This window comes from Shewanella sp. 0m-8, assembly GCF_052977265.1.
Genome location: NZ_JBRIMB010000044.1, coordinates 26,360 through 39,896 on the forward strand (window position 1 = coordinate 26,360; position 13,537 = coordinate 39,896).

The 13,537-nt window shown below is 42.4% G+C and carries 10 protein-coding genes; 3 read left to right on the forward strand and 7 right to left on the reverse strand.

Features of this window, described 5'->3' with window-relative positions:
* Positions 1 to 1,450: 1,450 nt before the first annotated feature.
* The gene (gene rfaH / locus ACVBIO_RS17105; protein ID WP_447173081.1) at positions 1,451 to 1,972 is read right to left on the reverse strand and encodes a transcription/translation regulatory transformer protein RfaH; all 522 of its coding nucleotides are present in this window, start codon (positions 1,970 to 1,972) and stop codon (positions 1,451 to 1,453) included.
* Between the two features lie 451 nt (positions 1,973 to 2,423).
* Between rfaH and ACVBIO_RS17110 the strand changes: the two genes are divergently transcribed.
* Positions 2,424 to 3,893 (forward strand): peptide MFS transporter, encoded by a 1,470-nt coding sequence (locus ACVBIO_RS17110; protein ID WP_447161384.1) that lies wholly within the window; start codon positions 2,424 to 2,426, stop codon positions 3,891 to 3,893.
* 645 nt (positions 3,894 to 4,538) lie between these two features.
* On the opposite strand, the gene ACVBIO_RS17115 is transcribed toward ACVBIO_RS17110, so the two are convergent.
* Together ACVBIO_RS17115 and ACVBIO_RS17120 are read right to left on the reverse strand one after the other, a co-directional pair.
* Entirely contained in the window at positions 4,539 to 5,645 is a 1,107-nt protein-coding gene (locus ACVBIO_RS17115; RefSeq protein WP_447173082.1) for a response regulator, read from the reverse strand.
* 90 nt (positions 5,646 to 5,735) lie between these two features.
* The gene (locus ACVBIO_RS17120) at positions 5,736 to 6,515 is read right to left on the reverse strand and encodes an MlaA family lipoprotein (RefSeq protein WP_447161386.1); all 780 of its coding nucleotides are present in this window, start codon (positions 6,513 to 6,515) and stop codon (positions 5,736 to 5,738) included.
* 394 nt (positions 6,516 to 6,909) lie between these two features.
* Between ACVBIO_RS17120 and ACVBIO_RS17125 the strand changes: the two genes are divergently transcribed.
* The gene (locus ACVBIO_RS17125; protein WP_447173083.1) at positions 6,910 to 8,604 is read left to right on the forward strand and encodes a hypothetical protein; all 1,695 of its coding nucleotides are present in this window, start codon (positions 6,910 to 6,912) and stop codon (positions 8,602 to 8,604) included.
* 65 nt (positions 8,605 to 8,669) lie between these two features.
* On the forward strand, positions 8,670 to 8,978 hold the full coding sequence (locus tag ACVBIO_RS17130) for an EscU/YscU/HrcU family type III secretion system export apparatus switch protein (RefSeq protein WP_447163940.1): 309 nt from the start codon (positions 8,670 to 8,672) through the stop codon (positions 8,976 to 8,978).
* A gap of 656 nt (positions 8,979 to 9,634) precedes the next feature.
* Here ACVBIO_RS17130 and ACVBIO_RS17135 read toward each other — a convergent pair.
* The 4 genes from ACVBIO_RS17135 to ACVBIO_RS17150 form a co-directional block, all read right to left on the reverse strand.
* Positions 9,635 to 10,039: a DUF2802 domain-containing protein gene (locus tag ACVBIO_RS17135; protein ID WP_447161388.1), complete on the reverse strand. Its 405-nt coding sequence runs from the start codon at positions 10,037 to 10,039 to the stop codon at positions 9,635 to 9,637.
* Between the two features lie 582 nt (positions 10,040 to 10,621).
* Positions 10,622 to 11,113: a chemotaxis protein CheW gene (locus ACVBIO_RS17140; RefSeq protein WP_447161389.1), complete on the reverse strand. Its 492-nt coding sequence runs from the start codon at positions 11,111 to 11,113 to the stop codon at positions 10,622 to 10,624.
* A gap of 492 nt (positions 11,114 to 11,605) precedes the next feature.
* Complete coding sequence (locus ACVBIO_RS17145) at positions 11,606 to 12,544, reverse strand: chemotaxis protein CheW (RefSeq protein ID WP_447173084.1); 939 nt, start codon at positions 12,542 to 12,544, stop codon at positions 11,606 to 11,608.
* Positions 12,528 to 13,319 (reverse strand): ParA family protein, encoded by a 792-nt coding sequence (locus tag ACVBIO_RS17150; RefSeq protein ID WP_447161392.1) that lies wholly within the window; start codon positions 13,317 to 13,319, stop codon positions 12,528 to 12,530. The genes ACVBIO_RS17145 and ACVBIO_RS17150 overlap by 17 nt, the downstream gene beginning before the upstream one ends.
* Positions 13,320 to 13,537: the final 218 nt, after the last annotated feature.

Below are 13,537 nucleotides of genomic sequence, written 5' to 3' on the forward strand. Positions count from 1 at the left end.
AAGCGAACAGACTGAGTTACTTCTAGATTCAGCAAGTTATGTCTTGTAGGTTGGGCTTTATCCCATCAAATACTTATACCATCTATAGAAGCGACGGCATAAATGCCGACCTACTTTTAAAGAAGGTTCTAGGTTTATAAACAGTTCCTAGGTCCTAGGTTCGAGGGAAATCATTAACATCTAAAGCTAAATGTTGTTTGCTGTTGATTTTGGTCTTTGGCTTTCCTAGCAGTGAGCTTGCGAACGCCCTAGTACCTAAAACCTATAAGTGAGCTTGCGAACGCCCTAGAACCTAGAATCTATAAGTGAGCTTGCGAACGCCCTAGAACCTAGAACCTAGCACCTTATCAGTTTTCAGACACGCTACCGACCCGCGTGGCGGCCAGAGGCCTTCGGCTATCGCTTAACGAATGAAACTATTCATTCGATGTCTTCAGACACGCTACCGCCCATGGATTGCGGCTTCCAACGTGCCCATCCGCTTGGCGGATATGTCTAATTTTGTGTTACTTTCAAATTAACTTAAGGTAGGTTCAGCTCGTGCCTCTATCTTAAATCAACTTATTCCTATCTTTTTCTTTCTCTTTCTCTTTGCTCTAACATAGTCATAGTGTCTGCAAACTTGGCCTTCAAAACAGAGTAAAGCAATTTGTTCTATACTAATGACTTCACTAACATGAGAGTTAGTCTTAAAACATCACTAACATGACAGCTAGCCTTACAAGTTACTAAGACCAACTAATCGCGACAATCAACCACTATAATTAGTAACTAATCAGTTACTAATTCATTAGTTAATCGGTTACTCATAACCAGTTACTCGTAAAAAGACGAGCCATCCTCATGCCATAGAGACTGCTCCTCAAAGTCACAGCTTTTTTCACCAATGCATTACAAAGGTAAAAATTTGAGAAGCGCAGAATTATACACTAACGAGCTTACTTGAGCAGTAACTCTAAGCAATCACTTGCGTTAGTTGCTGAATCTTTATGCACTTGTAAACTCTGTCGTTAGGTTTTAGTTATTTTTTGCGCTTAATGGTTTAATCATTTAGTTCTGAACTCAGTTAATGCTAATGCACTAAATTAGCCGCTTACTCGTTAAAGACTCAATGGTATAGCCCTCGCTCAGCCACTACATTTTATCTATGGCTAGACTATAGCTAACCTAGGCCATACTCTTAATACTCTTAATACTCTTAATACTCTTAATACTCTTAATACACTGAACTAAACTGAACTGAACTGAACTAAGTATTCAATCTTGTTAATCCCACTATCAACACCTAAAGCTAACACCTAAAGCTAACACCTAAAATTAACAGCTATAGTTACCGCCATAAAAGCGCATAAAAAATCTAGCGTCGCGATTGTCGCTATGGCAAATATCCTACAAATTTAATAGTAAAATACCTACTTTTGATTTATTAAGCTTAAACGAGCTAGGTAATTTATTTAATCGGTTTTATCGAATCTCTTTCAACGGCTACTCGTTGCTGTTTACCCATCAAATCAAACAGTACGAAGCAGCGCTTCTCACCATTTGATTCATCGAAAATCCCTTCTAACTCAGTAAATGGACCTTGAGTAAAACGGACTTTATCTCCTGCCTCTATCTTTGGCAGCGTTATGGCTTCATCTTCTTGCGGGGATATTGTTGATAGCAGCTTATGTTCGCGCATTTTGATTGCATGAATAATACTGTCATCTATCGGTGTCATTAGCTCTTTACAACCAACGATTCTTATCACGCCACGTGTGTTATGAATTTTGGCCACGCTGGTAACTTGCGGGTCAAAGTTGATAAATAGATAACTGGGAAATAGCGATACGCGTCGTATACTTGTTTGCCCTTTTTGTATCTTTTCTTCTGGGTAACTAGGCAAATAAGTTTCAATTTGCTGAAGCGCCAAGTTTTGCTGAGCTCGAGCTTCGCCCCGAGATTTGCAATATAGTAGATACCAAGCCTTCATTTCGTTCTCTCATGTAATCTAACGAGCGCACTTTACAATCAGTGGCGCCCTATTCGCCGCATGGATACTAACAAATTTGTAAGTTAAATTGAAAGCCGAGACGAATCAAAGTAAAGCCTAAGCCTCATTTCTAATGTCTGTTTGATCACTGATTCAGTCAATCGTACTCTAGTGGTTATTAAGTCGGCAGTTACGTTTTCAAAATTGACTTTAGCCGTCCATAAAGGGTATATAAGGTAGGCTTTATCGCATTTGACGCTATTTTCAGCGCCAAATGACAAAAACTAGAATACAAGCCAACAATAAAACAGCTTTTTGATTAACAAAAACACCACAGACTTAACACCTCTTGGCTAATTACGTTAATTAGAAGCTGTAATAATTTAAGTAAAACAAATTTCTGTAGCGATATTTGAGTTGCAGGCAATCACAAGCGAAGGTGGAAGAATACATGAGCGTAGCAAAACCTCAGGGGACGATGCTCGGGCATCCTAAGGGACTGTTCCTGTTGTTTACAACAGAACTATGGGAACGATTCAGTTATTACGCAATGCGCGCCATTTTGGTGTTGTATCTAGTTGATAAAGTACAATCTGAAGGCGGACACGGTCTTGGTTGGACACAGGGCGAGGCTATTTCGCTTTATGGTACGTTCACCGGTCTTGTATATTTGACCCCTCTGATAGGTGGTTGGTTAGCCGATAATTACCTGGGTCAACGTAGATCTATCATGATTGGTGGTGCCTTAATGGCCGCTGGTCAATTTATCTTGGCGCTGCCACACAACTGGATCCCTGGTTCTGAAACCTTGGCCTTTTATTTTGGTCTTGGTACGTTAATCTTGGGTAACGGTCTGTTTAAGCCAAACATTTCAACTATGGTTGGCGACCTGTATGAAGAAGGCGATCATCGCCGTGACGGTGCATTCACCATCTTCTATATGGGTATCAACGTAGGTGCATTCCTTTCAGGTATTATTGTTGGCTCGGTTGTTGCTGCTTACGATGGTAACTTCCAGATGGGCTTCTTGTGCGCCGGTGTTGGTATGGTGCTGTCACTGATCATTCAATTCGTATTTGCACAAAGATTACTTGGTGACATTGGTCGCAAGCCAGCGGCTAAGCTTGAGAAAGAAAGAGCCGAAGCTGCAGGTGATGTACGTAAAGAGCCATTGACTAAGATTGAGCGCGATCGCATTAAAGTGATCATGGTTATGGGTTTATTCACTATCATCTTCTGGGCTGGTTTTGAGCAAGCCGGTGGTTTGATGAACCTGTTCACAAATGACTTTACCGATCGCATGATTGGCGGTTGGGAAGTTCCAACTACATGGTTCCAATCTCTTAACGCCATGTTCATTGTTATTTTTGCGCCAGTAATCGCCTCTATCTGGATCCGCTTAGGTAAGAACGAGCCAAACTCACCGGTTAAATTTGCATTAGGTCTTGTGCTACTCGGTATTGGTTTCCTATTTATGATCGGTGCTGTATTAGAGATGGGCGGCGACGCTAACGCTAAGTCAAGCATGTGGTGGTTAGTAGGTGCATACTTCTTCCATACTATGGGTGAGTTATGTCTATCTCCAATCGGCCTATCTATGGTGACTAAACTTGCTCCACTGCGTATCGCCTCATTAATGATGGGTGCATGGTTCTTGTTCATTGCTATCGCTAACAAGGTTGGCGGCGTGGTAGGTTCATTTATTGGACATGCTGGCGAAAAAGAAGAGCAGCTTGCAAATGCTATGGCTATCTTTGCTGGCATCGCAATTACCTCTGCAATTTCAGGTATTATCCTGTACTTCATGGCTGATAAGCTAGTTGACTGGATGCACGGTGCTGAGGATGGCCCGCATACTGAAGAGCAAGCTCTAGAAGAAGAGATTGCTGTTACTGCAGAGCATGAAGCGATTAGAAGATAAGAGATCCGGTTTAGGCTAAGACGGTTAGTGCTTAGACGGAAAAGCCGAATGAGCTAAGACGGTCGAAGCTGAGACTAAAGCCGGAAAAGCTTGAAACAGAAAAATGCCAGAAGAGTCATCTTCTGGCATTTTTGTTTTTAAGATTTATAGCTGGTTTAAGCAGAGGCGTGGAAGGTCAGACAAGCTACAAACACGGCCTGTAATGTACTTTTGGCTTTTCACCACAGAGAAATGCGCTTCACGCTACAATCAAAAGCCAAAAGCTATTCACCACGGCGAATATGGCGAAGCCATGTGCTAATAAGCGAGAGCTAGGGATAGCGAACTGGCCGTTAAACACGGATGTTATTGGGGCACGGAGCGCTTCGTGGTAAAAAAGCCTTTAAATCACTAGTTAAAAACCAAAACCATGCACACAAAGGACACTGTAATCCGTTTTACGTCTCAGCTTTCAGATTGTATGTAATCTAGCAGGAGCAAAGCAACGCTCTAGCCAGCCGTAGGCTGTACTAGCAGGCCAAAGGCCGATCTTCTTAGCTTAAAACCGTCAGTGCAGCGTTCCGTAAGTGAGCCTGCGAACGTTCCGTACACCGTAGGCTGTAAAACGTTCCGCTTCTCCGCTTGCGCTCTTTTCTGCGATCGCCCCTATTTTAATGACAGTTGAATATATCCGCCGGGCTGGGTGCCTGGGTCATGGATCAATCCATAGAACTGGTTATCTAACAGTTGTTGCTTGTGTTTGCTTACTTGAGTAGAGATACATAATTGCTCTCCAAACAGCAGGGTTCTAAATTGAACACTAGGCTTGCTCCAATTTGTCATGCCAAGCTGTAACGAGTCTGCAAGCGCTATGCGGGATAATCCCTCATTATTTTTTAGATAACACCTAAATTCACTTCCCGCTGTCGCAATAGCGGCTCGATATTGAGTGAGTTCGACCACGACATAAGCCATATCAACCACAATGCCAAGTCGAGACTTAGCCATACGATCGTTAAGATAGACCAGCATATTAAAAGGTTCGGTGATGACAGGTGACATACCGTTGCTATACAACTTGAGTTTATGATTTACAAAGCTCTTTAGTAGCACTGAAGCAAACGCTGCTCGGTTGTCATGAGGATGAAAGTGGGCCATATACATCATGACATGGTTTTCATCTATCATGGCGGTATCGATAAAGTGGGCACTCACCTCGTTGGTATTAAACAAGCTATAGTCAATCACAACATCGCTATACTCAACCCGACTCGGCGGGAAAAGCTGTTGTTGCAAGCTTTTAGCGGCTTCGCTACTTTGCTCCAATAACGCCAAATTTTCATTTAATTCAAGATAGGATAAGGATTCTTGCTCATCAAAATTCAATGACTCTTCAAATGAGTTATTCAGACATTCGCGAATGGAATTTTCGATTAGATATAAATCAGAGACAGGTTTAACGAGGTAGTCACTGGCACCATGTCTTAATGCGTCAATAACATCAGACATTGCTTGATTACCCGATATGATGATCGAAGGAGTGCCAGGCCTATGTTTATTCATCGCTTTAAGCATATCTAAACCACCGAGTTTGGGCATACTTAAATCTGCAATGACAATATCAAACTGTTGTTCTTTAAAGCGAGTGAGTCCTTGCTCACCATTATCAGCTTCTATTACTTCTGCACCGCGGCTATCTAGATAAGATGTGACCAGTTTACGAAAAACTGGATCGTCTTCAACAAAAAGTATCGTAAGCTCTTTTAGCGCCATAAACTGCCCTTAATTGACAACAACGCAAACAACACTTTTTGTTTGCGTGTTAAGTAGAGCTTTTAGTTGTTATTCCCCACTCTACCAATGTTATTCTAGTTCTTGCATATATTCGTCAAGCAACTCGTCATCATCGTCACTTTGAGGTACATCGCCGTCATATACCTTATAATCCAAATGCTGAAAATAAGCATCTTTAACAAAGGTATATGGATCTAGAGCGTTATCAACCAATCGTTCCTGATCGATTGCAGATGCTCGGGTATGCAAGTTTTTAAGACCCCATTTTAGTACTGATTGCCAAAACGTTAGCTCAGACAGGGGAAAGTATAGATCATCAACCCAATCTGAGGCGATTTCACGAGTAACATATGGACCGAAAAATGGCGCCATGAAATAAGGACCATTTGGCACACCGTAATAACCAAGCACTTCACTGAAGTCGTCTTGTTTACGTGGCATGCCCATCATGTCGGCTACATCAATTGTCCCGAGTAGCCCTAATGTGGTGTTAACCGTAAAACGTCCACCAGCATTTGCAGCCCAGCCCCACTTACCTTGTAACGTGTTATTTATCAGACTCGATGGCTCTTCAAGGTTAAGTACGAAATTATTAATGCCACTTTTCAGCGGTCGCGGGACATAGTCATTGTAGCCATGTGCGACGGGGCGATAAAAGTATCTATCCATAAACAGATAGTTAAAGTCCCACATCGCCCTGTTAAAGCCCTCTATGGGATCTCTTGGGTCGTTATAGGTTACCGTTATTTGCTGGTCACTATCCATAGTGGGATCAGTGGCATTTTCTGCAGCTTCAATTGAAGGCATTCCAAATATCGCCAGAGAAAGCACAATCCATTTAAACTTCATAATTGTCTCTTTGAAAAGGAGTCCATGTACTCGTCATTACTTTCACGCATTTCGACTCACGCCTTAATACATGAGATAAAAATTCATATTAAGTTTTCGACTAACTATCGCTAGCAATCTGTTTTAATTCAATAAAAACAGTATCAATCTATGTCACTTTGCATCGTACATCTGTTAAAGCAAAATTCAAGCTAAAGTGCTGTAGCCTTAGTGTCGATATACGTAACAAGACCGTTTATGGTTCCAAAAATGTATAAAAGTAGTCGAAAATCTTTATTTTTACATTTAAGGTGGATAAGGATACTGAGTAAGCCTATAAGATCAAACATAAATTTGTGTACAAACATATCTAAGCAGTCGTTTAAACCCTTGTAACACTTAACAAGAGCATACTTTGAATACGGTAACGGAACTCTTTACAGCTGCAAATCATCAACAAGGCAAAGGTTTGTCAACGGCAAAGCCTGTTAGCTCTTTGGTGCCGGTGTCGCTGCAGACTCCTCAACCAGGATTAGGTCCTCAACTCGGAACAAGTCATCAAAGTGGGCTGAGCGTTATGCTTGCAGGTCAGAGCTTTAGCCTAAAACCTACGCAAGAGACCCAATTACCGCGCCTTAACCAATATTCAAACTTCATGTTAAATATAGTGCAAATCAACGGCACTATAAAACAGAGCATACTTTTAGCCTTAGGCCAGACACTTAGACTCCCTTTACCGCAAGCTCTGCTAACCATGATCAGCAATGCCAATGGCCAAGAAAAAAAATTACAACTATTAGCTAAACGTAAAGATGGCTATCAACTACCGAACGCAGAAATACATGACAGTGAGCTAATATTTGATAAAGGTCCAAGGATCGAGTTAGCAAGCCTTGGCTCTCTCAGTTGTGGGCACTATGTGGCATCGATTAAAAGTACCAATGATCAGTTGTTCCTGCAGTTAGTCCCGATTAAGTTACAAACTGAAGTTAACCTGATCCCTGAGCAGGCATCAGACGAAAAACAGAACGAAATAGCAAGTCAGCCAATAGTAGAAAAACCGGACTCAAAATCAGCTCAAAAAGCCGATATGAACTTTCAATATAGAAAATTATTCAAAGCATTAGAAAGCATCGAAGTGAAGCTTGCTGATAGCGATGTAACTGGCTTAAACAAAACTGAAATAACGGAAAAAACAGCTCAAGCTTCTACTCAAATCTCAAATGCAGCCACTCGTGAAGGCTTCTTAGCTGGTGCACTGATAAAAGCCGGTGGGCTCCCAAAATTGGCCGCTGCCACACTTAATACAAAACAAAGTCTTGCCAGCGTGCTTCTCAAGTCGCTCCCTATGATGATGCCTGAAACGTTAACCGAGTTGAGTCAGCCTCAACGGCTAAAGCTAATCACAGCTCAACTCTTTAGCCCCTCAGTCTCTCCCAACGAATGGCTTAATACGTCACTTTCGAGTCACTTCAGCACTATGGGTTTACTGCTTCAATTACTATTAGCAAGAGCCTCTTCGCAAAGTATTTCCCCCGAACTCATGCAAAAGCTAGCAAAGCTACAAAGTTACCTAGCGCTCCCTGAGGCAATAATGAAATTACTCGAGGCAGCACTGGTTAACGAGTCGCTGGCAAACATTTTTAATAATTTAAGTCTTTATCAGCAGGCATCAACTAAAACTGAAGTGGCCACTCATTACTATTTTGCTCTGCCCTACTCTATCAATCATTATCAAGAGCAATTAGAAGTGCATGTGCAAAAAGAAAACAGTACTAAGCAAAACGTTCCAGATAAAGATAGTGCTAATAAACACAGCTGCACGTGGAAACTACAATTAAAGTTTAACTTAGCCAGTGGCCCATTATTAATTAGTGCACAAGCAGCACAAGCAAATAGAAATCATGAAAAGCCAATAAACGGATCCCTTAAGCTAAGCTTCTGCAGCAGTAGTGACACCCTGATAGCTAAAATAAAACTGCTAACACCAGCACTTACGCACAAAATCGAAGCTGTCGGCTTTAGTCAAGTTTCAGTAACGACTAAACAAGAAAATGTACCTGCCAGCATTTTGCCAGGCGAGCATTACTTAGTGAAAGTTCATGTATAACATCACAATGCAAGATTTAGCCTTCAGTGAACCTATGACCAGGGAAATACTAGTTGAACACTACAATGAAAGAGTCTAACAAACCAACAAAAGCTGTAGCGCTAAATTACCAGGCGGGTAGTGCGCCAAAAGTCACTGCAAAAGGTGAAGATAAACTCGCAGAAGAGATTATCGCCATAGCCCAACAAGCAGGGGTTCATATTCATCAAGATGAACATCTGTGTGATTTCTTACAGCGATTAGAGGTTGGTGATGAGATCCCAGCCGAGCTTTACTTACTTATCGCAGAGCTAATCGCGTTTGTATATGTGCTAGACGGCAAGTTTCCAGAAAAATGGGACAATTTACATCATAAGATAATGGAAGAGGTTTAAAGAAGGTCCGAGGTCCGAGGAAAGGCAAAGAAAGGTCCTAGGTGAAAGCTAAGATGGACGAAAAAAACAAAGATGAACGGCCTGCGGCCTTACGGCACGTGACTGTTTGTTTGATTGAATGTCACTACGGAACGCTTCGCTTACGGAAAACAAAAAAAACACTGCGGTAATTGGAATACAAAGCCGAAAAAGTGAAGGAGATAAATAAGTCAGAAGACTCAGCCTGTACCGTCTTAGTCTGTAGCATCTTAGCCAGTACTAACCCTTTTAAATGTAGGTCGGGATTTATCCCGACAAATTTTGTGTTTGCCTCCCAGATTGATGGGCTGAAGCCCAACCTACAAAAAATTATTTTATGTGCTCTCATCTTGGCTCTCACAGCCCCAGGAGGTTTCATCTCAGCCTGTATAGTCTTAGCTTAAACCGTCATCGCAGCGTTCTGTGAGTGAGCCTGCGAACGTTCCGTTATCCGTAAGCCCAGCGTTCGTCTCAGCCTTTGATTGTATAGCAGGACGAAGTCAGCTCTAGCACCTAGAAGCGCAGCGCCCTAGATTCTTCTTCGCTTGTACCGTCAGCGCAGCGTTCTGTGAGTGAGCCTGCGAACGTTCCGTTATCCGTAAGCGAAGCGTCCTCGCAGTGAGCCTGCGAACGTCCTGCTACTTTCCATGCAGTCGGATCAACAGTTCGGCTTCGGCTTTTGGTAGCTCACACTCTTCAATCAGTTCTGCAACTCCTGCGCCTAGAGCAACCATCTTCATTGCACGAGAATATAGTCTAGCTTGCGGATCTTGTTGGCTACTCTCTTCCAGTTTTTCATCTTGTTGTGTTAGCTTTTTCTCAAGCTCTAGCATTCGACGCCCAACACCAATGGTGCCACTTCTAAGCTCTTGTAGTTCGCGCTTAACGGCTTCTCTTTGCTTATCGCCTTCTTTTACTAACAAAGTTAACGCATCAACTTTTGCTCGTAGCTCGCCAGTCTGTTTTTGTAAATAAAACACCAACGCAAGGCAGACAACGATGAATAGTAACGCTGCTGCGATTAAAATTTCTTCAAAAATCATTAATAACTCATTTTTTAAATATCTAAGAAGGACGCTGCTAGAGCGTGATTGCGTCACTTCGAGGGCGTCGCCTTGCTCCTTCTAGGTTAAAGCGAAGAAGGACTTAGGTCCTAGGAAAATCAGGTTCTAGGAAAATCAATAAACAGTAAGGCTAAGACGAACGGCCTGCGGTCTTACGGCACGTGACTATTTGTATTAACTGAATGTCACTACGGAACGCTTCGCTTACGGAAACACGAAGAAAGGCGTCGCGTTGCTCCTTCTAGATTAAAGCTATGAAGGAGCTAGGTCCTAGGAACATCAAAAAATTAAAACGAACAGACTGAGTCACTTCTAGACTCAGCAAGTTATGTTTTGTAGGTTCGGATTTAGCCCATCAAATACTGATGCCATCTATAGAAACGACGGCATAAATGCCGACCTACTTTAAAAGAAGGTTCTAGGTTTGGCAAAAGAAACTTTACACTTAATCGATACAAGCTTTTGCATTTGCTTTTGCATTTCCTAGGACCTAGCAGCGAAGCGTCCTCGAAGTGAGCCAGCGAACGCCCTAGCAGGACGAAGTCCGTTCTCGCCCCGACTTTAAATCTGCGTTAGTTCCATCCACTCTTCATCAGATAGTAACTTATCTAGATCAACCAAAATCAATAATTCACTCTCGCGGTTACTCACGCCTTGAATAAACTTGGCGCTCTCTTCAGTTCCTACATTCGGTGCGTTATCAATCTCAGAGCGGCGCAGGTAAACAACCTCAGCAACGCTATCGACTAAAATACCGATAACCTGCTTTTCAGCCTCAATAATAACGATACGCGTTGAATCATTTACGTCAGCTGACGCTAAACCAAAACGTGAACGGGTATCGATAACGGTGACAACATTGCCACGTAAGTTAATAATACCTAATACATAGTGAGGCGCACCAGGTACAGGCGCTATCTCGGTATAACGCAATACTTCTTGTACCTGCATTACATTGATACCATAGGTTTCATTATCGAGCTTGAATGTTACCCACTGTAACACTGCATCTTCGGTTCCCGCTGCTACGGCTACACTGTTTGAACTTGTCATAATCGCCTCAATCTATAGCTCTGCAGCTATTTGTCTAATCAATTCTTTAATATTTATACCAACCAAACCGATTGGCTAACCACTGTTAAATGCTAATAATGTGCTAGTACGCATAATATTGATAACTAAAATAGATAGTTACTTGTTTCTATGCCGCATATAGCCATTGAATTCCCATTAATAAATCTATTATCTAAAATAGGTGCTCATTTTTACTATGGTGCAAGCATCGCAGTCTAATGCAAGACAGCCAACAATCTTTCCCTATTGCCCTGTATCGACTGCTCAGCACTATTCTTTACCTTGCCTTCTGTATCTTGGCTTCTTTACCTGAGCATCTTTACTAGGTCATAGATACACTGGCATCAATAGTGTGGCATCTTTATCTGAGCAACTTTACCTGAACAGCTTTACCTTAGCCCCCCTGCGCAACCCTAAGTCGTTAATACTATGGGGCGATGAGTAAATAAAAATCATCCGAACTTTATATGGTTATGCTGTCTTGACTACCCAGTCTTGACAGCCTAAGCCTGAACCCAACATCTGTACCAAGGCCTCAACATTTAAAATGCCGCACATGCGCTCTTTTACCACACCAGCAAGCCATGGCCGTTTACCTGCTTGGCTACGCCAATTAATGTCAGATTTTTTAATCGATATTGTGTCAACTAATGACTCACACGCAAGGCCCCAATCGCTATTTTCTAGTAGAACAACATATTGATAGGTCACATTCTCGCTTAATTGCTCATCATATTTTTCAGGCATCACCCAAGCGCAAGTATCGACAACATTAAGTTGTGCTTCTCGATGCTGTTGCACTCCCATATACCAAGACGGCCGTCCCATGAGACGAGTGATCCTATCAACACTCACAATGCCCCCTAAACTCACTAAAGGTACTGCTAGCGTCAAACCCGCCACTTTAAAAAATAACACCTGAAACTCTTCATCTAGCTGCTCCAATAGTGTTTGAGTAGACACTAAAGGCTCATTGATTAATTGCTCTGTAGTTTGAGGCGTTAGATCCTGCGGCTGGGCGCTATCGCTGATAACTGCTGAGTCAGCGAGCAACTCAGACTCAGGTTCAATTTTTGTATGATGACTAAAAGTTGAATCATGGCTAATTGAAGCTATGCCGGCAGCAGGCGAAATATCGGTAAGAGTGTCAGCACTGGCTAACGTCGCTGTCGAGTATTGCGGCTCAACCTTGTTGGCACTTTCTTGAGGTGAGCGAGCGAACAATTGCTCTAATGCTTGTCGACTTAGGCGCTCATCTGCCTCTCGGCTTGCTAATTTTGTGCATTCTAGGGTTTTACTTTGTGCGTAATCGCCTTCTGTTACGCTACTCGCTACTGCGCACTTTGTTTGCGGCTCATTAAGCAGCAACGAGAAATAATCACATACTGCATCATCAACTGATTTTGACATGTGATAAGCCCTTCGCAAGTAAATAATCGAGTAATCTATCGTACGCTTTTACGCCACGGCTATTAGGGGCGTAATGGGAAGCAGGTAAATGGCTCAAACTGGCATCTCTAAATTTGGTATCAACAGGGATCACGTCCTGCCATAACTCTTGGTTATAATCTTCATTAAGTTGTAACAATGCAGCTGAGGCCGCGCGAGTGCGTTTGTCATACATGGTTGGCACTATGGTGTAGCTGTATTGGATTTTTTTTGATCGCCCCATTAACAACATGGTTTTCACCATACGGTCTAGACCTTTAAGTGCTAAGAACTCAGTTTGCACCGGCACAATAATATGCTCACTTGCGGCTAACGCATTAACCATTAACACCCCCAGTACTGGCGGGCAATCTATCAATACTACATCGTACCTATCTTCGATTAACTTTAAGGCCTTGGTTAAGATGAGCCCCATGCCTTCTTGATGACCTAAACTCCGGTCTATCGTCGCTAACGCCATCGTTGAGGGCATTAAATCTAATCCCACGACATTGGTCGGTACAATATGAGCCTGTACGACATCACTCGTTAAGCGCTTATTCGCTAAAAACAGATCGTATAAAGAACAGGGTAATTGCTCACTATCAATACCAAGATAGTACCCAAGGGATGCATGGGGATCGGTATCAACCATCAACACCTTCAGACCACGTTTCACAAACGCACCCGCTAGACTGGCAACAGTTGTTGTTTTCCCCACCCCACCTTTTTGGTTTGCTATGGTCCAGATTTTCAAAGGATAATCCCCGGTTATAAGATTTAGTTTTAGCGCTTGTTAATCAGCTGTACTGCTCAGTGTTAGTGCTTAATGCTAGTGCTTAATGCTAGTGCTTAATGCTAGTGCTTAATGTTAGTGCTTAATGTTAGTGCTTAATGTTAGTGCTCAGTGTTAGTGCTTAATGCTAGTGCTCAGTGTTAGTGCTTAATGCTAGTGCTCAGTGTTAGTGCTTAATG